This window comes from Mesorhizobium sp. M8A.F.Ca.ET.181.01.1.1, from assembly GCF_004792025.1.
Lineage (GTDB): Bacteria > Pseudomonadota > Alphaproteobacteria > Rhizobiales > Rhizobiaceae > Mesorhizobium.
On record NZ_SRTV01000003.1, the window covers coordinates 511,421 to 537,754 of the forward strand.

A 26,334-nucleotide genomic window follows, 5' to 3' on the forward strand; every position below is an offset into this window, starting at 1 on the left:
TTGGACCGGCCCATTTTGCGCTCTGCCGAAACATGCCGGGATGGGGGCGGCGCCTGCAATCTTGGGCCGCCCTCGACCGTGGCTCTCCACCCAGCGAACCCGCATGCCGAAAAGCGGGCCGCATCAATCGGCCGCCGCAATACAAACATTGCGTGCGATAGTGGGTTTGAAGTGGTAGCGGGAGAGGGACTTGAACCCCCGACCCCAGGATTATGATTCCCGTGCTCTAACCAACTGAGCTACCCCGCCAGGGCGGCGAAAGGCCCGAAATCCGCCTTAAATCGCAAGGCATTTCGAGGCGTTCGCCAAGGTCGGGCGGATATAAGGTTGGGAGGGCGAGCCTGTCAAGCTTCGATGCATTCGATAGGGCCGCATATTCTCGATGGCGAAAAGCTTTGCCGCGCGAACACCTGGATGCGGCCGCCGGGGTTGAGTTCGACGGGGCACGTCGCTATGTCTCGGCCACGAGTTTTTAGAGTTTGAAACAGATGAAGCCGCGCATTGCAGTCCTCGGTTGCGGATACTGGGGCTCAAACCACATCCGCACCCTCAAGGCGCTCGGCGCGTTGCACGCGGTTTCCGACACCAATCGTGCCCGCGCCGAAGGTTTTGCCAGCGAACAGGACTGCCTGGCGATCGAGCCGGACCAGCTGTTCGTCCGCGATGACATCGACGCCATCATCATGGCCTTGCCGCCGCAGTTCCATGCCGACCTCGCCGTGCGCGCCGTCGAGAACGGCAAGGACGTGCTGGTGGAAAAGCCGATCGCGCTGACGGTGGCCGATGCCGAGCGCTCGGTGCAGGCGGCCAGGGACAATAAGCGTGTGTTCATGGTCGGCCATGTCCTGCGCTTCCATCCCGCCTTCGAGACGCTGAAAGGGCTGATCGACAAGGGCGAGCTCGGCGAGGTCCGTTACATCCATTCGCACCGGCTGGGGCTCGGCAAGTTCCATACCGAGAACGATGCGCTATGGGACCTGGCGCCGCACGATCTGTCGATGATCCTGGCCATCACCGGCACCGAGCCGATCGAGGTGCGCGGCGAGGGGGCGGCCCTCCTCGACAATCTCAGCGATTTCGCGCACCTGCATATGCGCTTTCCCAACGGGCTGCGCAGCCATCTCTTCACGTCGCGGCTCAACCCCTATCGCGAGCGCCGGCTGACCGTGGTCGGCACCAAGGCGATGGCTGTGTTCGACGATGTCGAGCCATGGGAGCGTAAGCTTGCGGTCTACCGCCACGCGGTGTGGCAGGACAGCGGCCAGTGGGCGTTCACCACCAACGAGCCGTCCTATGTCGCGGTTGCCCAGGGCATGCCGCTGACCCGCGAGCTGGAGCATTTCATCCAGTGCATCGAGACGCGCGCCGAACCGCGCACCAGCGGCGAGGAAGCGATCAGGGTGCTGCGCATCCTGACCGCTGGCACCGTCACTCACACCAAATCCTGAGACTGTTCGGAAATTCTACTGTTTGGAAATTCTACTGGGGCGGCCATCTGATGGCTGCCTAAAGTGGATTTCGAAACGGTCTTTGAGAGGGTGTTATTCGGCGGGCACCCGCGCCGGCTTGGCGGCGAGCCGGTTCAGCATCGCCTCGGCCTCGGCGCCGCGCTCGGAACGCTCGATGAAGCCGCCGCCGAAGACGCGGGCCTCGTTGCCGTCGTCGGAATAGAGCACGCAGGCCTGTCCGGGCGCGATGCCCGATTCACCATCGGCCAGTTCGACCGAGGTCACGCCTGCCTCGTGGCGCAGCACCGCCGGCCGTGGCGGCCTGGTCGAGCGCACCTTGGCGAACAACTCGATGCCGCCGGCGGGAACATCGGCGAGGGCGCCGTCTCCCAGCCAGTTCATGTTGCGCAGATAGATCTTGTGCGTCTCCAGCGCCTCGCGCGGGCCGACGACGACGCGGGCGCGCTCGGCATCGAGATGGACGACATAGAGCGGCTCGCCCGATGCGATGCCGATGCCACGGCGCTGGCCGATCGTGTAGCGCAATATGCCCTCGTGGCGGCCAAGCACGCGGCCGTCGATATGGACGATGTCGCCCGGATTGGCGGCGGCCGGCTTCAGCTTGGCGATGATGTCGGAATATTTGCCCTGCGGCACGAAGCAGATGTCCTGACTGTCCTGCTTGGCGGCGACCGTCAGCCCCATCTCCTCGGCGATGCCGCGAACCTGCGGCTTTGACAGGCCGCCAAGCGGAAAGCGCAGATAGTCGATCTGCGCCTGCGTGGTGGCGAACAGGAAATAGCTCTGGTCGCGGTCGGCGTCGACCGGCCGGTAGAGGGCGCGGTGGCCACCATTGGCGCCGGAGCGGATGTAGTGGCCGGTGGCGAGCGCATCGGCGCCGAGATCCTTGGCCGTGGCCAGCAGATCGGCGAACTTGACCGTCTGGTTGCAGGAAACGCAAGGAATGGGCGTTTCGCCGGCGACATAGCTCTCGGCGAAGGGGTCGATGACCGCCTTGCGGAACCGCTCCTCATAATCGAGCACATAGTGGGGAATGCCCAGCGTCTCGGAGACGCGGCGGGCATCGTCGATGTCCTGGCCGGCGCAGCATGATCCGGCCCGATGCGTTGCCGCACCATGATCATAGAGCTGCAAGGTGACGCCGACGACATCGTAGCCCTCGCGCTTCAGCAGGCCGGCGACCACGGATGAATCGACGCCGCCCGACATGGCGACGACGATGCGGGTGTTTTCTGGGCGTCCGGGAAGGTCGAGGCTGTTCATGGTGCTTTCATTCTAACGCGGCGTCTGAATGCCAATGTCGAGAATATAGGTCAAGCTTTCCTGCTGCGCCAGCTTGCAGGGCGACCGGCGGCGCGTCGCGAACGCTGCGAATGGATACATTTCTCCCGGCCAAAACAGGGCTTCCAGCCGCATATTTCAAATGCCCGCTAAAAGACTAACGCGGCGTTCACGATCCTTACCTAGTCATTAGGGTCTGCTTAGGCAATTTTTAAAGCTGTGGCGGTAACGTGGCGGGGATTGGGTCTTTGAGTTTTTTGTAGAGAGTACGATGACCGATCTGGTTAGACCTAGAGTCAAATATGTTATCGGGCCTGACGGCAGCCCGCTTACGATTGCCGATCTGCCGCCGACGAACACGCGTCGCTGGGTCATCCGGCGCAAGGCGGAAGTGGTTGCAGCGGTGCGCGGCGGACTTTTGAGCCTTGAAGAGGCATGCCAGCGCTACAAGCTGACCACGGAGGAATTCCTGTCCTGGCAAGCGTCGATCGACGAATACGGCCTTGCCGGGCTGCGCACCACGCGTATCCAGCAATACCGGCACTAGGCCGGCCTCACCACGATCAAAGGGCGCGGCAAGCCGCGCCCTTTTTCTTTCGGAGCGACGGTGTCGCCGCTCAGATCGTCAGTGCCACCTTGCCGATCGGCCTGGTGGCGAGAAAGGCGTGGGCGGCTCCCGCCTGGTCGAGGGGAAAAGTCCTGGCCACGTGGACGGCAAGCTTTTGCGCGTCGATCAACCCAGCGAGCTCGAGCAGGCCCTCGCGGTCGGGCACCACCGACATGCGCTCGACCCTGATATCGCGCGAACTGGCGTCGGCGCGCGTGGCGTCGTTGACATTGAGCAATGACACCAGCACGCCGCCGGGCTTCAGCACCTTCAGGGAGCGATCGGCATGGTCGCCGCCCAGCGGCTCCAGCACCAGGTCGATGTCGCTGATCTGGCTGGTGAAATCACCCTTGGTGTAGTCGATCACCTCATCGGCGCCCAGCTTGCGCACGAAGTCGAGCTTGCCCGGGCTGGTCGTGGCAACGACGTAAGCACCACGCGCCTTGGCGATCTGCACGGCCAGATGGCCAACGCCGCCAGCTCCGGCGTGCACCAGCACGCGTTGGCCTGATTGCAGTGCGCCATGGCGGACAAGGCCTTGCCAGGCGGTGAGACCGGCCAGCGGCAATGCGCCGGCCCAGGTGTGGTCCGCCCTCTTCGGCTTCGGCGCGATCTCATCGGCCGGCACCACCGCCAGTTCGGCGTAGGCCGCGGCCTGCTTGGGAAAGCGCGGCATGCCGAACACGTCGTCGCCGACCTTGAAGCTGGTGACGCCGGCGCCCAGGGCCTCGACCGTCCCCGAAATATCCCAGCCAAGGATGAAAGGCGGCTCGCCGAGCAGCGGATAGTAGCCGGCGCGCACCGCGCCATCGACGGGATTGATGCCGGCCGCCTTGACGCGGACCAGCACCTCGCCGGCCTTCGGCGTGGGATCGGGCAATTCGGCGATGACAAGAACGTCGGGTCCGCCGACGGCATTCTGGGTAACGGCACGCATGAATCTCTCCTGCTGATCGATGCCACTATCATTTGGAGAGTAAGGAGCTATTGTCTAGTATGCACCTTATTGATACATAGGTACCTCATGGATAGTGATTGCGACTCCCCCTTAGGCTATGACGCGTTCCGGCGGACATGTCCGTCGCACACCGTTTTGGAAATGCTGGCCAGCAAATGGGTCTATCTGGTTGTCTGCGCGCTGCGCAAAGGCCGGCTGCGCAATGGTGCGCTTGCCCGCAAGCTCGAAGGCATCACGCCCAAGATGCTGACCCAGACCTTGCGTGTGCTGGAACGTGACGGCCTGGTGCGGCGAGAGGTCTATCCGGTCATTCCGCCACACGTGGAATATGAACTGACGGAGCTCGGCCAGAACCTGGCGGAACTGCTTACCCAGATCAGATCGTGGGCAGAGCAGCATGCGCCCGATATCAAGGATGCCCGGGCAAGGGCGACCAACGGAAATGAGGCGGACTGGGCGGCCTAGGTCTTGTGCGCCAGCAGCACTTCGCGGCGCCAGCCGGCGCTGGTTCAGGTTGCCGTCCCGACAGCGGGCGCGCTTGTGCGCGTGCCGAATAGCGCCGATGTCGGCCGGTTCAGCCGATCATGGCGCTGCGGCCGCCGGTTTCGGCCTCGCGAATCTTGGTATCGCGCGATTCCAGCATCTCAGCCTTGGAAAGCTCCGCTTCAGCTTCGCCGAGTAATGATTCGGCGGCGCTTCGCTGCTGGGCGAGGTCGCCTTGCGAGTTCCTGAGATTGTCGCGGCGCAGACGCGCCGCCTTGGCGAAGGTCGGATAGGCGAAATGGTTGATATCGGTGATGCCGGCTTTCTTTTCCTCGGCGGTGATCTGAAGCTCCAGTTCGACGGCCATGCGCTCGAACTCGGCGATCATCATGTCGAGCTGCAGCATCTGCCGCCGCTTCTCATTCACCTGAAACTGCTTCAGCCGGACGAGGTTTTCACGTGACTTCATGATTCGGTACTCCCGGAAACGCACACCCGCACATATCGTCCAAACCACTTGGAAAGGCCCAAGCACTGCCCGTATCCACCGGCTTTCCCCGCACTATGGGAAACAAAACCCTAAAGTTTTTTGCCGGCGGTAACCATTCGTTTACGGGCATTGTTAATCATACGGGTCAGGGCTTAAGGCCGGGTAAAAATTCCGGCCGCCGAAGCGAAGCCGCGTCGATGAGTCCCTGGAGTCACTTGGTCCAGGTTATTAATGTGTCGCATTAGGAATTTTGGTCTGTGATTCGTTATTAGATTCAAGAGGGTGTAGAAAGGGGTTAAAAAATCTGATACCGTAATGAACGGGAAATTAGGTTTTGTTAACCATTCGATGGCAGCCTCTCTACAAGGCAACCACTGCTCCGGGGCAGGACGGGTCGTGAAATGGTCCGGCGGCAGAAAAGGGGAATGAAATGCGTGTTCTGCTGATAGAAGATGACAGTGCAACCGCACAAAGCATCGAGCTGATGCTGAAATCGGAAAGTTTCAATGTCTATACGACGGACCTCGGCGAAGAGGGTGTCGATCTGGGCAAGCTCTACGACTACGACATCATCCTTCTCGACCTCAACCTGCCCGACATGTCCGGCTACGAGGTCTTGAGAACGCTTCGCCTCTCCAAGGTAAAGACGCCCATCCTCATCCTCTCCGGCATGGCTGGCATCGAGGACAAGGTACGCGGCCTCGGCTTCGGCGCGGACGACTACATGACCAAGCCGTTCCACAAGGACGAGCTGGTGGCGCGCATTCATGCCATCGTGCGCCGCTCCAAGGGGCACGCCCAGTCGGTCATCACCACGGGCGATCTGGTGGTCAACCTTGACGCCAAGACCGTCGAGGTCGGTGGCCAGCGCGTGCACCTGACCGGCAAGGAATACCAGATGCTGGAGCTGCTCTCGCTGCGCAAGGGCACCACGCTCACCAAGGAAATGTTCCTCAACCACCTCTATGGCGGCATGGACGAGCCGGAACTGAAGATCATCGACGTCTTCATCTGCAAGCTGCGCAAGAAGCTCGACGCCGCTTCCGGTGGCCAGAACTACATCGAGACCGTCTGGGGTCGCGGCTATGTGCTGCGCGAACCGGAAGACATCCGCGTCAGCGCCTGAGCGCAGCCGGCAGAGCTTTTCTAAAAACCCGGCCATGGCCGGGTTTTTGCATTGTAGGCCGACAATCATTTGTTTTTGCGCACTGCCGGACAGACGGCAGGCCGCCGCGGTTCTCCTGGAACAGCGTTCAGGCAGCGATCTTCAAGGCGCGAAAGCGCTCGAGCAGTTGCGGGCGATTGAAGGGCTTCAACAGATAGCCCTGGGCGCCGGCGCGCTTGGCGCGCATGATCGACGCAATATCGAGTTCGACCAGCGAGATCAGGATCTGCGGCTTGATCGGGCTTTCCAAGGCGCGCACGCGCCGGATGAGGTCGATCGCCTGCATGTCCGGCAGGGCGCCGTCGACGACGATGATGTCGGGCATGTCGGCCGCGCACATCTCCAGTGCGTCAAGCCCGCTGGCTGCCTCGATGACCATCATGTCGGAACCGCCCAGGATGCGTTTTGCGACCTTCCTGATGACGCTTGAATCGTCGACGAACATGCAGCGTTTCATTCTCCGGGTCCTCTTTGCCCTTTGGCAATCCGGTCGTGCGGGGCATCTGCGGCGTAGCCTAGACCGATCTGGTAAAGAAGCCGAAAAGCCGTTAGGTAAAATTTTTGCAAAGATACCGTTCGACGCGCTTTTCCTTGCGGATGCTTCGGCGTTGCCGCGCAGGCAAAGTTCATCGCACCCCGATTGGGGCGTCAATGAAATATTTCAGATTGAAATACTTTGTTCGATCGCGCTGCCAGCGTCGATTTCAGGCCGCCGAAAGGACGATTTCTTCAGCCGTCGCATGGATCGAAATCGTCATGTTGGCCTCGCGGGCCAGCAGCAGCGTGTAATAGGGCTGCACCGAATGCGCGTCGATCGGCTCCTCAGGCTTGTGACCGGAATGCAGTTCGAGGAATTTCGGCGGCACACGCAGCATCGGCCCGCTTGCCGAAAGCGAAAAACGCGGCTCGGTTTCGAGATTTTCGAGCGTCACCACCAGCTTGCCGCCGCGCGGAATGGCGGCATTGGCAACCAGGAGCAGGTTGAGCAGCAGCTTGACCTTGTTCTTGGGCAGCAGCGCGCGGATGCCGTTCCAGACCAATTCCGGCTTTTCGTTCTTGAGGAAGGCGATGGCGACGGCCTCGGCATCTCCGGTGTCAATCATCATGCCGGCCGAGCCGGCGGCGCCGAAGGCGATCCGGGCGAACTGCAAACGGGCGGAGGCGTTCTTTGCGCTCTGGCGGATCAGCCGCATGGCGTCTTCGTCGGCACCACCTTCGTCGAGCAGTTCAAGCCCGTTGTTGATCGCGCCGACCGGCGAGATGATGTCGTGGCAGACGCGGCTGCACAAGAGCGCCGCCAGATCGGGGGCGGTGAGGGTGAACAGATCGGCCATCGGTGAAAATCCCTGCAAATTCCACTAGTCGTGACCGGGCGACCTGCTATCGCGCTACCCACACGAATCACGTTCCAACCCGAGGCTCTCTGAATACACAGCACTCGTTCGTACAGCAACAAATCCAAGATTGTCGTCGGGGCAAATGGCGTGTTCGCCCAGGCTGCCGGCCCCGCGCGCTCCCCAAACAGCCTTCGAACCGCCATCTTCATGTGGGAATTTAATGGTTGAAAAAGGATTACGGCATAGTTTGCCCCTAACAGTCATCCTTAACGGCCGCCTAAAAAGAGCCGTACGGATGCGAGGCGTCGGCGAAAGTGCTTCATGACGGAGATTGGAAGCATGTTTTCCCGATTCTATGACCGGAGTTTTCTCCGCGTCCTCTCAATGGCGATCACGCTCATGGGCGTTCTCGTCTTCACGACATCGCCCTTGCGGGCCCAGGAGTACACCGCTCAGGAAATTATCGATTCCGGCCACAAGTTCTTCGGCGCGACGTCGGGCGGGTTGGCCACCGTCGTGGAGAAGATTTTCGCCTCCTACGGTCTGCCCAATGGCTATCTGCTCGGCGAGGAGGGATCCGGTGCGCTGATCGGCGGCCTGACCTATGGCGAAGGCACGCTCTACACCAAGAATGCCGGCGATCACAAAGTGTTCTGGCAAGGCCCGTCGCTGGGCTGGGATTTCGGCGGCGAGGGGTCACGCGTGATGATGCTGGTCTACAATCTCGACGATGTCGGCAACCTCTACAATCGCTATGGCGGCGTCGCCGGTTCGGCCTATGTGGTGGCGGGTGTCGGCTTCAACGTGCTGAAGAACAACAATGTGCTGCTGGTGCCGATCCGTACCGGCGTCGGCGCCCGGCTCGGCGTCAATCTCGGCTATCTGAAACTGACCGAGCGGGCGACCTGGAACCCGTTCTGATCTGTCCAACATGATCGAATCGCGGACAGTTTGACCGGATTCCCGAGCCCACGCCCCGAATGAGCCGCGGCAAGCCCTTGCCGCGGTGCCGGATTTCCGCCATGCCAAGATGGCACAGTCCAGCCTTCCAAGTTGTCGTCGATAACGGGTAGTCCTTTGGTTCAGTCGGTCCTGTTCTTTGCCCTCGGCTTTCTCTGTGCCGGCTTTCTGGCGCTGATGGTGGCTCCGGCCGTCTGGCGGCGCGCCGTCGCCCTGACCCGCAGGCGCATCGAGGCCTCCATCCCGCTGACGCAAGCCGAGATCCAGGCCGACAAGGACCGGGTCCGGGCCGAGTACGCCATGACGACGCGGCGGCTCGAAATCAACGTCAAGACGCTGCGCGAAAAGGTGGCCGAACAGCTCGTCGAGATCAACCGGGGCCGCGAGGCGCTGAAGGGGCTCGCGGTCGAGCGCGCGGAAAAGGACCACGCGCTCGCCGAACTCGGCGCCAAGGGCGAAGCGTTGCGGCGGCGCGAAGAGGAACTGCATCAGCTTTCGGAGCGGCTCAAGGAAACCGAACGAAAGCTGGAAAGGCGGGCGCTCGAGCTCGAGAAGCTGGAGCGCATGTATGACGACGCCAGTTTTGCCTCCAGCAGCCGCCAGATCGAACTCGTGGCCCGCGAATCCGAATTGCAGAAGCTCGCCAGCGACATCTCGCTGCTGCGTGGCCAGCGCAAGGAAGCGGATCGGCGCGGCCAGGAGATCGCGGCCGAAAGCAAGGCCGCGCGCGATGCCTTGAAGGCCGAAAAGAAAAGGGCCGCCGAACTCGACAAGAAGGTCGAGCGGCTGCTGGCAACGCTCGCCGACCGTGAGGACAAGCTTGATCGGCGCGAAAAGGAGTTGGCGCGGTTGCGGGAAAAAACGAAAGCCGAGGACGGCGCCCCAGCCTTGCGGCTGGTTGGCAAGCCCGATGAGTCGGACCGGCATGACGAGGCAGGCAAGCGCGACGACATGGACCGCGCGATCGCCAAGCTCGACAGCGACCGCGAGCGGCTGGAGGCCAGGCTGACGGCGCTGGCGCGGGAGAACAAGCGGCTTAAGGCGGATCTCGGCGCTGTGGCATCGTCGGGTTTGACGAATGGCAATGGCGCCGCGCTGCGTGAGCAGATGAACGAACTGGCGGCGGAGGTCGTCCACCTGACAGCCAAGCTCGAAGGACCGGATTCACCGATCGCCAAGGCGTTGGCGGCACCGCAGGACAACCGCTCCGCCGGCCACGACCGCAGTCTCGCCGACCGCGTGCGCGCCTTGCAGAAGGCGGAAGCCAACTGACGCGGTGCGGGCTGGCGGCCTGCCGGCGTCTTGGCCTCAGACGGCGCCCGTCAGCGCGAGAAATGATGCAGGGCGATGGCCGAGGCGGCAGCGACGTTCAAGCTGTCGAAGCCATTCGACATGGTGATCCGCACGGTTTGCAAGCGGGCAAGCAGTCTTTCGGGCAGGCCTTCGCCCTCGGTGCCGAGATAGAGCGCCAGGCGCTCGCCGCGCCGTGCATCGCGTATGTCGATCCGGCCGCGCGGCGACAGCGCGAACTGGTCGTAACCCCGCCGATCGAGGTCCGCCGTGAAGTCCGCCGTGTCGGCGAAGGACGCGAAAGGGATCTTGAGCGCGGCGCCGACCGAAACCCGGATCGCCTTGCGGTACAGCGGATCGCAGCATGTCGCGTCCATCAACACCGCATCGGCGCCGAAAGCGGCGGCGTTGCGGAAGATCGAGCCCATATTGTCATGGTTGGCGATGCCGACAAGCACCACGACCAGGGCTTGAGCGGGCAAGGCATCCAGCAATGACCCAGACGGCAGGGGTGTCTCCTTGCGGCCGATGGCCAGGATGCCGCGATGCATGTGGAATCCGGCGATCGCGTCCATCACCGCGCCGGCGACGACATAGACCGGCAGGTCCGTTCGTGTCTTGCGCAGTATGTCCTCCAGGCCGCCAAGCCGGTTTTCCAAGACCAGGATGGATTCGGCGCTGAAGCGGCTCGACGACAAAAGCAGGTCGAGCACCACCTTGCCTTCTGCGACGAAGCGGCCTTGCCGGCCGGCCAGGTCGCGCTCGCGGATATCAAGATAGGCCGCGACACGTGGGTCGCGTGGATCGTCGATGCGAATTGGGTCCATGTCCCGCTCAACAATAAAGAGCGTGGCTCGTGTGCCGCGAAAGACACATGAGCCACGCTTCGGAAATCGTCAGCGAGGTAAACGGCCGCGGCAGCGTCCGGTCAAGTCCCGGCGCGGCGCAATCTCTGCGCCATCTGGGACAGATCTTCCTTTTTGCTGCCGAAGATGCCGTCCAGCACGGCGAGCAGTTCGCGCACCGCATCGGATTTGCAGGAATAGTAGATCATCTGACGATCGCGGCGGGTGTCCACGAGGTCGAGCGCCCGCAACTTGGCCAGGTGCTGCGAGAGGGCGGATTGGCTGAGCATCACCTTTTCGGCGATGGCGCCGACCGACATTTCACCGTCGATCAGATAGCTCATGATCAACAGCCGTTTTTCGTTGCCCATCAGCATCAGAAATTCGGCAGCCGATTCGGCGTTCGCGATTAGCTTTGTCGAGACCATTGATGCCCCATGCTGTTTGCTCATCGAGGCGCCATGGGGGCAATGGTGCCTGAATCCATAAATTCACTTGTGAAGGTGCCGACGAGTCAGCACCACAGCTAAGCCTAGAACATTTCTTTCAAATCTCAAGGGTTGCTTTTGATCAAATGCAATTTAGTTTCGTCTTATGCCTCCGATGCGGCCCTGCCGATCCTGGCCATTTCGACCAGGGCGGGACGTAATTCCGAAGCCTTTACCAGCGGTTGCGGGAAGAATACCCGGCAGACATTGTCCCCCGACACCAGATCCATGCCATCGGCGTCCAAACCGGCGATCGTCCAGCCATCACCAGGTGCCTTGGCGAAATGACGGGCATAGATGGCGATCGCGTCGAGATGGTCGGCATTCATGTGCTCGACGGCCGATTGTTCGCTTCCGGCAAGTTCCTCGATGATGGGCCCATTGGTGAGGAGGTCGGCCCGTTCGAGCAGATAGGCCTTGCCGAACCCGCCGTTGAGGCTGGCGCGTTGCGGCTCCAGGCGAAAGATCGAAAAGTCGCCGAGCCCGGCATAGAGGCTCGCCTTGGGATTGCGGTTGAGATAGCGGCGCTCGGCGCGGGCATGCGCCTGCGAGCCGCGCTCCAGCCGCGATGCCTGACAGACCAGCGTCAGCCGCGGATGCGCCAGCGGATCACCTTTGCCGGGTTCGCCAAGCAGCAGGGAGCAACGCGGATCGGCAAGCAGCGCCGACGTGTGCGCCGCGAGCATCGACACCAGAATAAGCGGCGCGCCGTCGATGTCGGTCGCGACGCCGGCCCGGCTCGCCAGCGGCGCCCCGGTCCGTGGTTCCAGCACCGCCAGGGCGCCGAAGCGGGCACTGCGCAGAAGCGTTTTCGCCAACCGGATCGCCTCGGCGTCGGTCTCTCGGATCACATCCCTATCTTGATTTCGCTGCATCGAAGCGCTCGCCACAATTTGTCTCGCTTGTCGGTGTTGCCGGCCGGATTCGGTCTTCCGCCAACTTCGGCTCGCACTATTTCGGCGCCATGCGGATGGCGCCGTCGAGGCGGATGGTTTCGCCGTTCAGCATCTGATTTTCGATGATGTGCAGGGCAAGTGCGGCATATTCGGAAGGTTCGCCGAGGCGTGAGGGGAAGGGCACCGCGGCGCCCAGCGAATCCTGCACGTCCTGCGGCATGCCGGCCATCATCGGCGTCTTGAAGATGCCGGGCGCGATGGTGCAGACCCTGATGCCGGAACGGGCGAGATCACGCGCCACCGGCAACGTCATGCCGACCACGCCGCCCTTGGAGGCGGAATAGGCCGCCTGGCCGATCTGGCCGTCATAGGCGGCGACCGAGGCGGTGTTGACGATGACGCCGCGCTCGCCGCCCTGCAGCGGCTCCAGTTTCGCGGCACGGTCGGCAACCAGGCGGATCATGTTGAAGGTGCCGATCAGATTGACCTCGATCACCTTGCGGTACTGGTCGAGCGGATGCGGGCCGTCCTTGCCGATCGTCTTCACGCCAATGGCGATGCCCGCGCAATTGACCAGGATGCGCGGCTCGCCCAGCTTGGCGGCGACATCGGCGAGGGCGGCGCTGCCGCTGTCGGCACTCGCGACGTCGCACCGGACGGCGATGCCGCCGATCTCGGCCGCGACCTTGGCGGCGCGCTCGATGCCGACATCGAGGATGGCGACGCGGGCGCCCTTGGCGGCAAACGCGCGCGCTGTCGCCTCGCCAAGGCCGGAGCCGCCGCCGGTGACGATCGCGATCTGGCCGTTGGGATTCATGGCGTCATCCTTATGCGTGTGAACGGGCTTTTGCGTGAGAACGGGACGGATCAGGCCCGGATCGACCGACAAGGTCAAGATGGAGAGGGCCGCCGTCTTGCAGAAACGGCGAACCACGGAAAACCCGTCCACACTTTCCAGGAGCCGCCCTAGGCGTGCTCGACGATCCTGGCCTGGCTGGCGTGGCCGACCTCGCCCGAAAGCCTGGCCACCGCGCCTGGCGCAATCTCATGCGACAGCAGCCGGTCGAGGTCGACAGGCCGCGGCATCGAAATCTGGCCGCGCGGTATGCGCTTGAAGCCGAGCGGCCCGTAATAAGGCTCGTCGCCGACCAGGATCACGGCGGGTGCACCGGCCTTGGCGGCGGCCTCCAGTGCGATCGCCACCAGCCGGCGGCCGATGCCGAGATTCTTGAAGGCGGGCCGTACCGCGAGCGGCCCAAGCATCAGCGCCCGGCCGGCACCGGCCGCTATGCGCGTCATGCGCACCGAGGCGACGACGAGGTCGCCGTCGACCGCGACAAAGGACAGAGCACGCTCATGCCCACCGGCCTCGCGGATCTTGTAGGCGGCCAGCACGAAACGGCCGGGCCCGAAGGCCTCGTCATTGATTGCTTCGATTTCAGGATCGTGCGCCGGGGTTTCCGGCAGGTACTTCACGTCGGCAAGGCTCATGGTCTTTGCGTTCCGGTAGAGGAGGAAAGGTTGCTGCAAACGGCAGCATTCGCCAGTCAGCGCTTCATCAAGCGCGGGCGCCCTTTCGTCGTCGGTCAAACCGGATCAAAGCAAAATCGAACATGCAAAGTGTCCGCTAGCATCAATTTTGCGCCGCCGCAATCGGCCCGTCCGCTGGCCCTATCGATTGACGATCTGTTCAGTCCTGACTAATTCCGTCTTGCCGGATCGCGCTCTACATGAGGTGGAAACGCGAAAGGATATTCCATGGGATTGTTGGTCGACGGTAAATGGCAAGACCGCTGGTATGACACCAAGGACAGCGGTGGCAGGTTCGTGCGGCCGCAATCGCAGTGGCGAGATTGGATCACGCGCGACGGTGCACCGGCGGAAGGCCGGCGCCGAGGCTTCAAGGCGGAGCCCGGCCGCTATCACCTTTATGTTTCGCTCGCTTGTCCCTGGGCTCAGCGGACGCTGATCTTTCGCGCGTTGAAGAGGCTCGAAGGCATCATCTCCATCTCGATCGTGCATCATTTCCTGGGCGCCAACGGCTGGACGTTTGTCGCCGAGGACGGCGCCACCGGCGACACGCTCTATGGCCTCGACTTCCTGCACCAAATCTACACCAGGGCGGATTCCGCCTATTCGGGCCGGGTGACGGTGCCGGTGCTGTGGGACAAAAAGGAACAGACCATCGTCTCCAACGAATCCTCCGAAATCATCCGGATGCTCAACTCAGCCTTCGATCAATGGGGCGATGCCGGCCTCGATTTCTATCCCCAGGCGCTGCGCGGCGAGATCGACGCGATCAACGCGCTGGTCTATCCCTCCGTCAACAACGGCGTCTACCGCGCCGGCTTTGCCACCACGCAGGCGGCCTATGAAGAAGCGTTCGGCGAGCTGTTTTCGACGCTCGATGGGCTGGAGGACCGCCTGTCCAGGCAACGCTATCTGGTGGGTGACCGCATCACCGAGGCCGACTGGCGGCTGTTTACCACTCTGGTGCGCTTCGACCCGGTCTATGTCGGCCATTTCAAGTGCAACCTGCGCCGCATCGCCGATTATCCGAACCTGTCGAACTATCTGCGCGACCTCTATCAGGTGCCCGGTGTGGCGGGGACGGTGAACCTGCATCACATCAAGGCGCATTATTACGGCAGCCACGAAACGATCAATCCGACGCGGATCGTGCCGGCGGGACCGGAGCTTGACTATGGCGCGCCGCATGATCGGGCGAAGTTCGCGAGGGCGGCGGCCTGATCTACCAATAGGGCGATGCTGGCACGCCGCGGAAAACCTCGGCGATCCGCCGCAGCGTCGCCGGTGTGGTGCCTTCCGGCAGGCGATCGAGTGGAAAAAAGCCGGCCTCGGCGATTTCATGGTCGGGCCGTTTCGGCGCGGTCTGGCTGAAATTTTCGACGAGATAGAAGCCGACATGATCGCGCCGGCTGGCGCGGCGGTTGAAGTGCATCGACTTCAGCACCGGCGTGGCGGCCATCGCGATGTTGCCCTCTTCGGCGAGTTCGCGGGCCAGCGCCTCGGCCAGCGTCTCGCCAACCTCGACGCCACCGCCGGGAAGCTGCCAGCCGGGCACATAGGTGTGGCGAATGAGGAAGACGGAATTGGTGGCGGCATCGTGGATCAGGCCGCGCACACCGAGCGTCATCGGCCGCCGCAGCACGAAATAGAGATGGAACAGCCGGGCCCTCAACCCCGCCCAGCCGGTCTGGCGGAACGCGGCTTCGTCGTCGGTCGGCATCAGTAGCGAAACCGTGGGTGGAAAGCGGCGTGCACGTCGCCTATGAAGGAGGAATGTTCAGGCTCGCGCATATTTCCGATGTCCATCTGGGGCCGCTCCCCGATGTATCCTATCGCGATCTCGCCTCCAAGCGCGTGCTCGGCTACGTCAACTGGCAGCGCAACCGCCGCCGCCACATGCACGATGCCGTCATCGACGCCATCGTCGCCGACATCAAGGCGCAAAGCCCGGACCATCTCGCTGTCACCGGCGACCTCGTCAACCTGGCGCTCGACGGCGAGATCGAGATGGCCAAACACTGGCTCGAGACGCTGGGGTCGCCGCATGACGTTTCGGTCGTGCCGGGAAACCATGACGCCTATGTGCCCGGTGCCTTCGACAAGATCTGCCGGTCATGGGCGGCGTGGATGAGCGGCGACGGTGTCAACACGCCGGTCGATCGCAATGCATTTCCCTATCTGCGCGTGCGCGGCAATGTCGCGCTGATCGGCGTCTCGACGGCGCGCGCCACGGCGCCCTTCATGGCCAATGGTTTCTTCATGGAGGGGCAGGCGGCTCGCCTCGGCAAGATCCTCGAGACCACGGCCAAGCAAGGGCTGTTCCGTGCGATCATGATCCACCACCCGCCGGTGCGGGGCGCCGTCTCCCAGCACAAGCGGCTGTTCGGCATCGCCCGCTTCCACAAGATCATCCGCCGCCATGGCGCGGAGCTCGTGCTGCACGGCCATTCGCACCTGCCGTCGCTGTTCCAGATCGGGCCTCGCGATGCAAAGGTCCCGGTCGTCGGGGTCGCCGCCGCCGGCCAGGCGCCGGGCGGCAATCACCCGGCAGCACAGTACAATCTGTTCGACATCGACGGCGAAAAGGGAAACTGGCGCATCCGCCTGACGCGACGCGGCCTGACCGGACCGTCCATACCGCCTTCCGATCTGCAGACCGTGGAACTCGGTGTCGAGCCAGACGCGGCTATGGTCGCCAGTTGAGAACCATCGCCGAGACGCGGTCCCACAACAGCGCCGCCGACACCGCGAGACCAACAAGTCCGCCGGCGGCGACCAGCCCAAGGCCCGACAGGAAGGCCGACCAGCCCTTGCCTTGCGTCGAGGCTCGCAGCGGCGGCTCGGCTTCCGCGACCTCGGCGCGTCTCATGCCGGCGACCGCCGGCTCGACGCCACCCTCCATCATTCTCCGGCGTTCGACGATGCGCTCGGCGACATAACGCGTCACGGAATCGGCGACCGGCTTCATCTCGGTCGATTCGGCAAGCACGACACGGCCAATGCGAGTGTCCTTGAGGAAGCGGTAGGTGCGGCGGTCGCGCCCCATCGCGACATGGCTGACGGCGTCGATCCACAGGCGCGGCTGTAGGCCCGAGGAGACGACAAAGTCGAAATTATCCATGTCGGCCGGAACATCGGCAAAGACGGGCGCGAGGTCCGCGGCCAGGAGGTCGAGGCGCATGCGGTGCGCCTCGCGCATGTCGACGACGACATCGTCGCGGTCAGCGAAGGCGTTCTTCACGTCACGGATGGCATCGGACAGTTTGCTTGACGGATCGATCTTCTCGCCTGCGTCCTTCATCGGCGTCTGCCTCGCGGGGTTGGTTAACACGCAGTTAACACAGCCGCCGGCAAAATGCACTGGCGCGATCAAGACGGCGAGGCGCCCGGGTGGTGTCGCGCTGGCCCAGCCGGTCGCGGCTAATTCGGGCGCAAGGGCCTGGCACGGCGGTTCATGTTGCGCCGGATGATCGTGGCGATCAGCTCTGGCGCCTCCTCGATCAGCATATGGCCAGCCCCCGGGACGTGGTGCACATGAAATTGCACGGGCAGATTGTCGGTGTGGGCAACGGGTAGCATCGGGTCATCGCTTCCCCATACCACCATCACCGGCATGGTCAGTGTTTCCAAGCGGTCGCGCGGGATGACGCCCTGCCGGTCTTGGCTGGTCATGGCGGCAGCGATCTCTATGAGTCTCTCGACTTGGCCGGGTCGCCCGCGCATGTCCCCAAGGGCGTCCAAGGTGTGATCGATAGGCCGCGTCAGTGGTCCCGACATCGCCAAGAGGCACGCCTGGATGTCGGATGGGTCCCTTGCGGCGGCAAAGCGGCGCAACAGCGGACCGTTGATCTCGGCGCCGAAGCCGCCAGGCGCCAGAAGTGTCAGCGACGCCACCTTGTCGGGCTCGGCCAGCGCCATCAGCGCCGCAACCGCGCCGCCCATCGAGTGGCCGACCAGATGAAAGCGCTTTACCGATCGCGCGGTGAGATCGGCCAGGACGGCCCTTGCCGCCAGCTTGGCCGGGCCGGCACCGGGGAAATCGAGCGACAGCCCGTGCCCCGGCAAATCATAAGCGAGTGTGCGCACCGCAGGCGACAGCGCCGGGATCACTTCGTGCCAAATATCGTGGCAGCCGCCGAAGCCATGCAGCAAGACGATGGCCTTCGAGCCAACACCCTTTTCGGCGGCGTGAAGCGATGCGATCATGAAATCTGAAAGCTTTATTGCGGAACGGCAAGGTGGGAAATGCGGGTGGTTTGCTCCTTGTCCAGAACGATGGCCAGTAAAATCTTCACGACGACTGGCGCTTGCGACCTCTCGATCTCGCGGGTTCGCGCGACAAAGCCGGCAAACCAGTCATATCGGGGCTTTGCCACCTGCTTCGGCGGCCAACAATTCGGTTGGTCCAAACAGTCCTGTCCGCGGGACGTCAGCTCGCGTTGCCGAGGCCTGCCGCGCGCAGGGCCCCAACCAGCCGCTCGGTCAGGTCGGGCGGATATTTCCGGTCGATGAAGGTCGCGCGCGGGTCGGCGGCGAATTTCGGAAATTTGGCGGTCAACTCGTCGACCAGCTTGCGCGCCAGATTGTCCTGACCGGCGATCTTGGCACCGATCAGCCGGGCGGCAAGATAGTGCGACTTCGTTGCGGTTGTTCTCAGAGAGGAACTGGCGATCGCGGCCTTGTTGGTGTCGCCAAGCATGAGTTCGCCGGCGAAAAGTCCAAAATCCCACCATGTCGGATGACCGCTGGAGGCGTCCACCGCCTGGGCCAGGATCGGCGTCCCCTCGGCATAGCGGCCGGCGAAAATCAGCCCGTAGCCATAAGCGGCGGCCATGGCGAGATCGTAGGGATTGAGGTCATAGGCCTTGCGCATCCAGCGCAGCGCCTCGTCGGCGTTGCCAAGACGGGAATTGATGTAGCCGTAGGAACGATGCGCGTAGGGACTGGTCGGCCCCATCTGCACGGCGCGATGGGCGAATGTCATCGCCTTCTCGATCGTGGCATCCGGCGGATAGGCGTAGTGGTCGTTCACGGCCTCCAGGTGGAGCGAGGCGATTTCCGAATAGACCAACGGTGATTTGGCGCCGTTTTCGGCGAGGGTTTCGAGGCAGCGATAGGCGGCCTCGTGGGTCCTGGCGTTCTGGTCGAGATAATATTTGTCGTTGAGCGTCAGGCATTGCGTGAGGGCGGTTTGTATGCCGCTCTGTTCGAGATAGCCGTAGATCGTGCCGGAAGCGGGAAGAGCGGACGTCAAGATGCCGGCTATACGGCTCTCGACGGTGGTCGGCGCGCTGTCGGCGGCGGTCAGGTTGCGCGACAAAAGCACCCGTCCGGTGGCCACGCTCTGCAGTTCGATCGTGATGTCACCCGTATCCGGTCCAGGCAGGATATCGAAGATGAAGCTCGTCGCGCTAGCGACCGGATCGGCCTTGTTGACGATGTCGCGACCGATGAAGTCGATCGTATCGAAGCCGCTCAGTCCGGCACGCAGCGTTGCGGCGACACGGCTGGCATCCGTGCCACTGGCCTTGACGGCGATGTAGACCAGCGGCAAAGCCTCGCTGGCGGCGGACGGCGCGATGCTGCCGGTCAGGGTCGCGGTCTCGAGCGTTGCCGCAGGGTCGCCGCCTGCCAGCAGCGCACCGCTGCCCTGACGCAATATCAGAACGCCGAGCATGGCTATGACCACGGCGATCGCCATCCAGAAGAACCGGAGATGGCGTGCCACCGAGGGCTCCGGCGCCGCCGCCGGTGCCAGCAATGCAGCGGCGGCAATGGCATCACCGGGGGGCTCGGATGGTGCCGCTACGGCTTCGATCTGCTCGGCGGGTTTCGCAGGTTCCGGCAAGCGGATCGCGTTGAGCTCATAGGCCGGGACATAGCTGCCGCGCGGTATCGCTATGCGAAACGGCTCCGCGACGCCTTCATTGGCGAAATATTGCTGCAGCAGCTCGCGTAGCCTGCCCGCCTGCACGCGTACCACCGCGTCGGTCGAAGGATCGAAATCGCCATCCTTGCCGAAGACATCCATGGCGATGGAAAAGCCCTTGAGCCGGTCGGCTTCGCCTGCCTGTTCGCGCTCGACAAGATAACGCAACAGCTTGCGTGCACGCTCGGATCGTCCGAACGTTTCGCTGGCAAGCAGTCGCTCTAGTGTCTCGCGCACTGCGGGGGCGGCAGGCGTGGCATGCTGCAAGTGTCGATCCTCTCGAAGTCGGCACAGGTTGAGGCGCGATCATATAGTTCCCGCACCGGCACACAAGTATGCACCCATTATGCGATCGCGTACCTCACCGGAGAATACTCTGGTGGTTAACGGCCCTGCCGGTATAAGCCACGGCATGGTCGTGAGAGTCGGCATCGGCCAGTCGAGGCCAGAGCCTTTTGCGGGCTTGAAAAAGTGGCGGCGCGGAGAGCTGTTCCTGCCTCCGGCGCCGCCGACCGGCCGATGCTACCGCGCCTTGCGACCGACGATACGATTGGCCGCCGACGTCACCGCTTCCAGCGAGGCGGCGACGATGTTGGTGTTGATGCCGGCGCCGAACAGCTTGCCCCCGGGATATTCCATCTCGACATAGGAGATGGCCGACGCGTTCGAGCCGCGCTGCAACGAGTGCTCGGAATAATCGAGCACCGACATGTCGACGCCGACATGGCGCGACAGCGCATCGACGAAGCCGTCGATCGGGCCCGTGCCGGTGCCTGATATCGTCACTTCCTTGCCATTGTCGAGGATGACCGCCTCGATCACCCGCCGGCCCTTGACCTCGGTATCGGGATAGGTGTGGTGGTCGAGGAATTTCAGCCGCGCGCCCGGCTGGTCGACATAGGTCTCCAGGAAGCGCTCGTAAATGCGCTTGGCCGGAACCTCCTTGCCTTCGGCATCGGTGATCGCCTGGATCGCCTGGCTGAACTCGATCTGCAGGTTGCGCGGCAGATTGAGGCCGTAATCGGCCTGCAGCACATAGGCGATGCCGCCCTTGCCCGATTGCGAGTTGATGCGGATGATCGCCTCGTAGCTGCGGCCGACATCGGCCGGGTCGATCGGCAGATAGGGCACTTCCCAGTGCGGCGTGTTGGCCTTCTTCAGCGCCTTCATGCCCTTGTTGATGGCGTCCTGGTGCGAGCCGGAAAAGGCCGTGTAGACGAGTTCGCCGACATAGGGATGGCGCTCGGGAATCTTCAGCTGATTCGAATATTCATAGACGTCCTTCATCCGGTTGATGTCGGAGCAGTCGATGCCCGGATCGACGCCTTGCGTGTACATGTTGAGCGCCAGGGTGACGATGTCGACATTGCCGGTGCGCTCGCCATTGCCGAACAGCGTGCCTTCGACGCGGTCGGCACCAGCCATCAGACCGAGTTCGGTGGTGGCGATGCCGGTGCCGCGGTCATTGTGCGGATGCAGGGAGATGATCAGGTTTTCCCTGGCGTCGAGGTTGCGGCACATCCACTCGATGCGGTCGGCATAGATGTTGGGCGTCGACATCTCGACGGTCGACGGCAGGTTGATGATCAGCTTGTTGTCAGGCGTCGGCCTGACGATCTCGGTGACGGCGTTGCAAATCTCCAGCGCGACCTCGAGTTCGGTGCCGGTGAAGCTCTCCGGCGAATATTCGAAACGGTAGCCGCCGCCCGCCTTGGCCGCCATGTCGGTGATCATCTTGGCGGCGTCGGTGGCGATGCGCTTGATGCCGCCGACATCCTTCTCGAAGACGACGCGGCGCTGCAATTCGCTGGTCGAGTTGTAGAAATGCACGATCGGGTTGGTGGCGCCGTTGAGCGCCTCGAAGGTGCGGCTGATCAGTTCGGGCCGGCACTGGACCAGCACCTGCAATGACACATCGGCCGGCACATTGCCTTCCTCGATGCACCAGCGGGCGAAGTCGAAGTCAGTTTGCGAAGCCGACGGGAAGCCGATCTCGATCTCCTCGAAACCCATGTCGAGCAGCAGCGCGAACATGCGCGCCTTGCGCTCGTGGCCCATCGGATCGATCAGTGCCTGGTTGCCGTCGCGCAGGTCGACCGAGCACCAGATCGGGGCCTTGTCGATCACCTTCGAGGGCCAGGTCCGGTCGGTGAGACCGACCGTAGGATAAGGTTGGTATTTTCGGGCTGCGTCCGGCATGCCCCGGCCGACCTGCTTGCCGGTCGCGGCCTCGCTGGCGCGGATGTCTTCTCGTGCGTTCATCGTCGTTTCTCCCGGCGGCTGGCGGTCCACCTTTCAGGCGGATGTGGTGCCAAGCGGCGCCTTTACCAGATTTTCGTTCGCTTGATATGATTTGCCAAGGAGCATGCGCTTGCGCGGCGGTTCGACCGCCGGGCGCTCCTTCAGCGAACCCGGCGATCGCCGATAAGGCCGAGAAGAAGCAGGGTCGAGGCAAGCGCGCGAACGGTCTCGCCGGCAAAGCCGGTCTGACGGGAAGCGGTGGTGGCGCGCGTGTTCATGGCCGCTCTCATACAGGAGCGGCCTGTTGGAGGCAAGCGGGGCCGGCCCGGTCGAATTTTATCCCTAACGCGGATGCTCTTCCCCGCGCGCTGCAAATGCGCCAGACTTGAACGGTGGCGGGGTGCCGCCGGCAGGGGTCATCCATGAATTTCGTGTTCTTCTCGCCGCATTTTCCCGCCAACGGCGCCGATTTCTGCGACCGGCTGAAGAAGGCCGGCGCGACCGTGCTCGGGATTGGCGACGCACCCTTTGACGCTCTGGACGGCAAGCTGAAGGCAGCGCTTTCGGAATATTACCGTATCGCCGACATGGAAGACTACGATGCGGTGTTCCGGGCGATCGGACATTTCATCCACAAATGGGGCCGCATCGACCGGTTCGAATCGCTCAACGAGCATTGGCTGGAACTGGAAGCCAACATCCGCACCGACTTCAACATCTACGGCACCAAGCTCGATTTCGTGAAGAATCTGAAGCGCAAGAGCCGCATGCGCGCCTTCTTCCGCAAGAGCGGCGTCGAGACCATCGCGCAGCGCAAATGCTCCGACCGGGCCGGCGCCATGACCTTCATCCGCCGCGTCGGCTATCCCGTGGTGGTAAAACCGGATTCTGGCTCCGGCGCTTCGAACACGTTCAAGATCTCGAATGCGAAAGAGCTCGACCAGTTCTTCCGGGACAAGCCGGAGGATGTGACCTTCGTCATGGAGCAGTTCATCGAGGGGCTGGTGGTGACGTATGACGGGCTGGTCAACCGCGACGGCGAGGTGGTGCTGGCGGCCAGCCATCGCTACGACCAGAGCGTCATGGAGGTGGTCAACAAGGACCGCCACATGAGTTACACCTGCTTTCCCCGGATCAGGCCTGTCGTAGAGGAGGCCGGCGGCAAGATCCTGAAAGCATTCGACGTGCGCGAACGCTTTTTCCACATCGAACTGTTCGAGACCAGGGACGACCGCATCATCGCTCTGGAGGTCAACATGCGCCCGCCCGGCGCCTGGATGACCGACGCGATCAACTACACGTTCGACATCGACGTCTATGCGGCCTGGGCAGACATGGTCGTGAGGGACGCAGCCGGCGGCCCCTATGAAGGCAAGTATTTCACCGCCTATGCCAGCCGCAAGCGCCACCTCGACTATTTGCACAGCCATGCGGACGTGCTAGCCGCGCACCGCGACAAGATCGTCCACCATCAGGCCATCGAGAAGGTTTTCAGCCGCGCCATGGGAGATTACGCCTACCAGATGCGCTCGAAGGATCAGGCGGAGCTGCGCGAGGCGGTTGCCTATATCCACGCGGAAAAGGCTTGAGGACATGGACATTTCCTATCACAAGGCTTTCGCCCGCAATCTCGGCCGCGACATGGAGTACAAGCGCTATGGCCATGCCGGCCGGCCCGTCGTGGTGTTCCCGACCTCGCAGGGCCGGTTCTACCAGTTCGAGGATTCCGGCGGGGTGGGCGCGCTCGCCGAATTCATCGACACCGGCCGCATCCAGTTGTTCACGGTGGACGGCATCGATTCGGAATCCTTCTTCGACAAGCGTGCCGACCCCGCGCACCGCATCGCCCGCCACGAGGCCTATTTCCGCTATGTGCGAGAGGAGGCGCTGCCGGAATTCCTGGAAACCGCCGCGCAGGCCAATGGCGGACGGCGGCTGAAGCCCTTGTTCTCAGGCTGTTCGATGGGCGGCTACCATTCCTCGAACTTCGTCTTCCGATTTCCCGAACTCGCCAGCGGCGTCATCTCGCTGTCGGGTGTCTATTCGGCCCGCGATTTCTTCGGCAAGGCGCTCGACGGCGACATCTTCTACAACTCGCCGCTCGATTATCTGCCCGGCATCGTCGACCCGAAATTGCTGGCGCGGCTGAAGGCGCTGAGGCTTATCTTCTGCTGCGGGCAGGGCGCCTGGGAAGAGCGCATGCTGGTCGAGACGCGCCAGCTGGAACAGATCCTGCGCGACAAGTCCATTCCCGCCTGGGTCGACTATTGGGGCGGCGACGTCAGCCATGACTGGCCGTGGTGGCACAAGCAACTGGTCTATTTCTTCGGCCGCTGGCTGGATGACGACCTGATGCACAGGCTGGACTGATGACCACACCGGATCCCATCCGCCGCTTTGTCGAGGCCACCAACAGTGGCGACACGGACGCCTTTCTCGATACCTTTGCCGACAACGCGTTCCTGAGCGACTGGGGTCGATCGTTCCAGGGTCGCGAGCAGATCGCGCGATGGAACCAGTCGGACAATATCGGCGTGAAGTCACGTCTGGGCATCGTCAGCATCACGCCGGCGGACGGCACTTATCGCGTCCGCATCGCCGTCAAGGGCAAGGGCTTCAATGGCGAGGGCGACATGACTTTCACCCTGGATGGTGACCACATAGCGAGCCTCGTCATCACCTGATGTCCTAGCCGATGATCACGCTTCCTGGCATGCCGGCAACGGGACCGCCTCGTGTTCCGCCGCCGATGCGCGCCGCAGGCCGAGAAAGACGACAAGGGCGGTGACGATGGTGATTACGGCCAGCACGATCAGCAGCCTGTCGAACGCCGTCTCGTAGGCCTCGACCAGAACTGTGGCGCCGGCCATGGGCAGATGCCGTGCCGTTTCACCGACATTGCCGGTCACCAGCAATTGCGCCGCCGCGGACGCATCGCTGGAAGACGCCGCGCCCCGGGCGGTGAGCTGAGCGGCGGTGAAGCCCGACAGGGTCGCCATGACGATGGCCAGCGCCACGCCCTCGCAAGCGACGCGCGTGGTGTTGAAGATGCCGACGGCCATGCCGGCGCGCTCGGTCGGCACGACGCTGACGGCGAGCCCGTCCATCAACCCCCAGGGCAGAGCGATGCCGACGCCGATCAGGATCAGCGGCGCGACCAGGGCGGCGCCGACCGATGGCGTCAGGCTCAGCCAGACCAGGCCGGCCGCGGCGACGAGCAGGCCGGCGCCGCAGATGGTGGCCGGAGCGATCCAGCGCGCCAGCTGGCCGGCAAGCAAGGGCAGGACCAGCAACGGCCCGGAGAGGCAGATCATCAATTGTCCGGCCCTGATCTCGCCCATGCCTTCGATGCCGATGAAGCGGATCGGCAAAAGCACGAGCAGGACGACGAAGCCATAGGCGGGCGCCGCCGCCAGGAACTGCACGCCGACGAAGCGCGGATAACGAAACAGGGTGAGATCCAGCATCGGCCGGCGCACGCGCCGCTCGACGACGACAAACAGCACAAAGCAAAGGACGGCCACGCCCAGAAGCGTTATCACGAGAGGATCGGCCCAGCCGCTCTGCGGCGCCTGCAGCACGCCATAGGTCAGCGAGGCCAGCGCGACGGTGAACGTGCCGGCGCCCGCCCAGTCCAGTCCTGTCGCATCCGGATCACGCGATTCCCTGATGTTGCGCAGGCCCAGCAGGGCGGCTGCAATTGCAAGCGCGGTGACCAGGAGGAAGATCGACCGCCAGCCGAACGCGGCGATGAGCAGGCCCGACGCGATCGGACCGAAGGCGAGGCCGATGCCGAAACTGGTGCCGAGGAAGCTGAAGGCGCGCAGCCGCGGCGCTCCCTCGAATTCCTGGGCAAGCGCGGAGGCACCGCCGGCGAAAGCCAGGGCACTCCCCAAGCCCTGCGCTGCCCTGAAAATGTCGAACCAGGCGATGTCGGGCGCCAGCATCGCGCCGAGCGATGCCAGGACGTAGAGGCCGAGACCGGCGAGGAAGATCCGCTTGCGGCCGTGATTGTCGGCAAGCGCGCCCGCCGCCATCAGGCTGGCGGCGAAGGTCAGCATGAAGGCGTTGGTCACCCAGTTGAGCGCGATCGGGCTGCCGCCGAGGTCGGCCCCGATGCGGGAGAGCGCGACGGCCGGGCCGGTGAAGGTCAGGGGCATCGTCATGGCGGCAAGGCATACCGACAAAAGCACGAGCCATCTCTCGGCTGGGCCGCTGGTGGTCTTCGAGGTCATGGATTTTCCTATCTGAAGCAGTCTGCACCGGCGGCCCGCGCAATCGCGGCGCCGCTATGACGACCAAGATAGGTCAGCGACAGTTCCGGAAAAATAGTGTTAAATATCTCGACATAACGGACTGAAACGC

27 protein-coding genes and 1 tRNA gene are annotated in these 26,334 nt (G+C 63.3%); 11 read left to right on the plus strand and 17 right to left on the minus strand.

Annotated features, from left to right (window positions below):
• Nucleotides 1–172: 172 nt before the first annotated feature.
• Nucleotides 173–249: transfer RNA gene (locus tag EN824_RS15130), tRNA-Met, on the minus strand.
• A 239-nt stretch (nucleotides 250–488) separates the two neighbouring features.
• Between EN824_RS15130 and EN824_RS15135 the strand changes: the two genes are divergently transcribed.
• Entirely contained in the window at nucleotides 489–1,448 is a 960-nt protein-coding gene (locus tag EN824_RS15135; protein WP_127275674.1) for a Gfo/Idh/MocA family oxidoreductase, read from the plus strand.
• Between the two features lie 93 nt (nucleotides 1,449–1,541).
• On the opposite strand, the gene mnmA is transcribed toward EN824_RS15135, so the two are convergent.
• Nucleotides 1,542–2,732 (minus strand): tRNA 2-thiouridine(34) synthase MnmA, encoded by a 1,191-nt coding sequence (gene mnmA, locus EN824_RS15140; RefSeq protein ID WP_135865476.1) that lies wholly within the window; start codon nucleotides 2,730–2,732, stop codon nucleotides 1,542–1,544.
• 289 nt (nucleotides 2,733–3,021) lie between these two features.
• Between mnmA and EN824_RS15145 the strand changes: the two genes are divergently transcribed.
• Nucleotides 3,022–3,297, plus strand: a complete 276-nt coding sequence (locus EN824_RS15145) for a DUF1153 domain-containing protein (protein WP_006203587.1) — start codon at nucleotides 3,022–3,024, stop codon at nucleotides 3,295–3,297.
• 70 nt (nucleotides 3,298–3,367) lie between these two features.
• On the opposite strand, the gene EN824_RS15150 is transcribed toward EN824_RS15145, so the two are convergent.
• Nucleotides 3,368–4,294 carry an NADP-dependent oxidoreductase gene (locus EN824_RS15150; protein ID WP_135865474.1) on the minus strand — a complete coding sequence of 309 codons (927 nt, stop codon included), beginning with the start codon at nucleotides 4,292–4,294 and terminating at the stop codon, nucleotides 3,368–3,370.
• 87 nt (nucleotides 4,295–4,381) lie between these two features.
• On the opposite strand from EN824_RS15150, the gene EN824_RS15155 reads away from it, so the two are divergent.
• Entirely contained in the window at nucleotides 4,382–4,780 is a 399-nt protein-coding gene (locus EN824_RS15155) for a helix-turn-helix domain-containing protein (RefSeq protein ID WP_127279336.1), read from the plus strand.
• Between the two features lie 109 nt (nucleotides 4,781–4,889).
• Here EN824_RS15155 and EN824_RS15160 read toward each other — a convergent pair whose 3' ends face one another.
• On the minus strand, nucleotides 4,890–5,267 hold the full coding sequence (locus tag EN824_RS15160; protein ID WP_027146385.1) for a flagellar export protein FliJ: 378 nt from the start codon (nucleotides 5,265–5,267) through the stop codon (nucleotides 4,890–4,892).
• A gap of 451 nt (nucleotides 5,268–5,718) precedes the next feature.
• On the opposite strand from EN824_RS15160, the gene ctrA reads away from it, so the two are divergent.
• Nucleotides 5,719–6,414, plus strand: a complete 696-nt coding sequence (gene ctrA, locus EN824_RS15165) for a cell cycle two-component system response regulator CtrA (RefSeq protein WP_006203583.1) — start codon at nucleotides 5,719–5,721, stop codon at nucleotides 6,412–6,414.
• A 127-nt stretch (nucleotides 6,415–6,541) separates the two neighbouring features.
• On the opposite strand, the gene EN824_RS15170 is transcribed toward ctrA, so the two are convergent.
• Both EN824_RS15170 and EN824_RS15175 read right to left on the minus strand, forming a co-directional pair.
• Nucleotides 6,542–6,910 (minus strand): response regulator, encoded by a 369-nt coding sequence (locus EN824_RS15170; RefSeq protein WP_127279335.1) that lies wholly within the window; start codon nucleotides 6,908–6,910, stop codon nucleotides 6,542–6,544.
• A 247-nt stretch (nucleotides 6,911–7,157) separates the two neighbouring features.
• The gene (locus EN824_RS15175; RefSeq protein WP_127279334.1) at nucleotides 7,158–7,787 is read right to left on the minus strand and encodes a histidine phosphotransferase family protein; all 630 of its coding nucleotides are present in this window, start codon (nucleotides 7,785–7,787) and stop codon (nucleotides 7,158–7,160) included.
• Nucleotides 7,788–8,174: 387 nt separating this feature from the next.
• Here EN824_RS15175 and EN824_RS15180 point away from each other — a divergent pair, with 387 nt between their 5' ends.
• Together EN824_RS15180 and EN824_RS15185 are read left to right on the plus strand one after the other, a co-directional pair.
• Nucleotides 8,175–8,711, plus strand: a complete 537-nt coding sequence (locus EN824_RS15180; RefSeq protein ID WP_245458768.1) for an EipA family protein — start codon at nucleotides 8,175–8,177, stop codon at nucleotides 8,709–8,711.
• 156 nt (nucleotides 8,712–8,867) lie between these two features.
• Nucleotides 8,868–10,022 carry a hypothetical protein gene (locus EN824_RS15185; RefSeq protein ID WP_135865472.1) on the plus strand — a complete coding sequence of 385 codons (1,155 nt, stop codon included), beginning with the start codon at nucleotides 8,868–8,870 and terminating at the stop codon, nucleotides 10,020–10,022.
• 50 nt (nucleotides 10,023–10,072) lie between these two features.
• On the opposite strand, the gene EN824_RS15190 is transcribed toward EN824_RS15185, so the two are convergent.
• From EN824_RS15190 to EN824_RS15210, 5 genes are all read right to left on the minus strand, one after another.
• Nucleotides 10,073–10,867 carry an RNA methyltransferase gene (locus tag EN824_RS15190; protein ID WP_135865469.1) on the minus strand — a complete coding sequence of 265 codons (795 nt, stop codon included), beginning with the start codon at nucleotides 10,865–10,867 and terminating at the stop codon, nucleotides 10,073–10,075.
• 101 nt (nucleotides 10,868–10,968) lie between these two features.
• Nucleotides 10,969–11,313: a metalloregulator ArsR/SmtB family transcription factor gene (locus tag EN824_RS15195; RefSeq protein ID WP_135932481.1), complete on the minus strand. Its 345-nt coding sequence runs from the start codon at nucleotides 11,311–11,313 to the stop codon at nucleotides 10,969–10,971.
• 164 nt (nucleotides 11,314–11,477) lie between these two features.
• On the minus strand, nucleotides 11,478–12,248 hold the full coding sequence (locus tag EN824_RS15200; protein ID WP_135865467.1) for a HugZ family protein: 771 nt from the start codon (nucleotides 12,246–12,248) through the stop codon (nucleotides 11,478–11,480).
• A 76-nt stretch (nucleotides 12,249–12,324) separates the two neighbouring features.
• Nucleotides 12,325–13,086, minus strand: a complete 762-nt coding sequence (locus EN824_RS15205) for a 3-hydroxyacyl-CoA dehydrogenase (protein ID WP_135865465.1) — start codon at nucleotides 13,084–13,086, stop codon at nucleotides 12,325–12,327.
• Nucleotides 13,087–13,235: 149 nt separating this feature from the next.
• Complete coding sequence (locus EN824_RS15210; RefSeq protein WP_135865463.1) at nucleotides 13,236–13,760, minus strand: N-acetyltransferase; 525 nt, start codon at nucleotides 13,758–13,760, stop codon at nucleotides 13,236–13,238.
• A gap of 267 nt (nucleotides 13,761–14,027) precedes the next feature.
• Here EN824_RS15210 and EN824_RS15215 point away from each other — a divergent pair, with 267 nt between their 5' ends.
• Entirely contained in the window at nucleotides 14,028–15,020 is a 993-nt protein-coding gene (locus tag EN824_RS15215; protein ID WP_135865461.1) for a glutathione S-transferase family protein, read from the plus strand.
• Nucleotide 15,021: 1 nt separating this feature from the next.
• Here the strand turns inward: EN824_RS15215 and EN824_RS15220 are convergent, their stop codons facing one another.
• Nucleotides 15,022–15,519 (minus strand): NUDIX domain-containing protein, encoded by a 498-nt coding sequence (locus tag EN824_RS15220; protein WP_135865459.1) that lies wholly within the window; start codon nucleotides 15,517–15,519, stop codon nucleotides 15,022–15,024.
• Nucleotides 15,520–15,572: 53 nt separating this feature from the next.
• On the opposite strand from EN824_RS15220, the gene EN824_RS15225 reads away from it, so the two are divergent.
• Nucleotides 15,573–16,502 carry a metallophosphoesterase gene (locus EN824_RS15225; RefSeq protein WP_135865457.1) on the plus strand — a complete coding sequence of 310 codons (930 nt, stop codon included), beginning with the start codon at nucleotides 15,573–15,575 and terminating at the stop codon, nucleotides 16,500–16,502.
• Here the strand turns inward: EN824_RS15225 and EN824_RS15230 are convergent.
• The 4 genes from EN824_RS15230 to leuA all read right to left on the minus strand — a co-directional run bounded on the left by EN824_RS15230 (nucleotide 16,486) and on the right by leuA (nucleotide 21,990).
• Nucleotides 16,486–17,100, minus strand: coding sequence for a hypothetical protein (locus EN824_RS15230; protein ID WP_135865455.1), 615 nt, complete (start codon nucleotides 17,098–17,100; stop codon nucleotides 16,486–16,488). The genes EN824_RS15225 and EN824_RS15230 overlap by 17 nt on opposite strands.
• Nucleotides 17,101–17,219: 119 nt before the next feature.
• Nucleotides 17,220–18,005: an alpha/beta fold hydrolase gene (locus tag EN824_RS15235; protein WP_135865453.1), complete on the minus strand. Its 786-nt coding sequence runs from the start codon at nucleotides 18,003–18,005 to the stop codon at nucleotides 17,220–17,222.
• 223 nt (nucleotides 18,006–18,228) lie between these two features.
• Nucleotides 18,229–19,995: a hypothetical protein gene (locus EN824_RS15240; protein ID WP_135865451.1), complete on the minus strand. Its 1,767-nt coding sequence runs from the start codon at nucleotides 19,993–19,995 to the stop codon at nucleotides 18,229–18,231.
• Nucleotides 19,996–20,250: 255 nt separating this feature from the next.
• On the minus strand, nucleotides 20,251–21,990 hold the full coding sequence (gene leuA / locus EN824_RS15245) for a 2-isopropylmalate synthase (RefSeq protein WP_127869802.1): 1,740 nt from the start codon (nucleotides 21,988–21,990) through the stop codon (nucleotides 20,251–20,253).
• Nucleotides 21,991–22,391: 401 nt separating this feature from the next.
• Here leuA and EN824_RS15255 point away from each other — a divergent pair, with 401 nt between their 5' ends.
• Genes EN824_RS15255 through EN824_RS15265 form a run of 3 tightly spaced genes read left to right on the plus strand, consistent with a single transcriptional unit; the run spans nucleotide 22,392 to nucleotide 24,653 of the window.
• Entirely contained in the window at nucleotides 22,392–23,558 is a 1,167-nt protein-coding gene (locus EN824_RS15255; protein ID WP_127869801.1) for an ATP-grasp domain-containing protein, read from the plus strand.
• Nucleotides 23,559–23,562: 4 nt separating this feature from the next.
• Nucleotides 23,563–24,339 (plus strand): alpha/beta hydrolase-fold protein, encoded by a 777-nt coding sequence (locus tag EN824_RS15260; RefSeq protein WP_127278818.1) that lies wholly within the window; start codon nucleotides 23,563–23,565, stop codon nucleotides 24,337–24,339.
• A complete protein-coding gene (locus EN824_RS15265; protein ID WP_127278817.1) occupies nucleotides 24,339–24,653 on the plus strand; it encodes a nuclear transport factor 2 family protein in 315 nt (104 codons plus the stop codon). Before EN824_RS15260 ends, EN824_RS15265 begins: the two co-directional genes overlap by 1 nt.
• A 15-nt stretch (nucleotides 24,654–24,668) precedes the next feature.
• Here the strand turns inward: EN824_RS15265 and EN824_RS15270 are convergent, their stop codons facing one another.
• The gene (locus EN824_RS15270; RefSeq protein WP_135932448.1) at nucleotides 24,669–26,204 is read right to left on the minus strand and encodes an MFS transporter; all 1,536 of its coding nucleotides are present in this window, start codon (nucleotides 26,202–26,204) and stop codon (nucleotides 24,669–24,671) included.
• Nucleotides 26,205–26,334 lie beyond the last annotated feature (130 nt).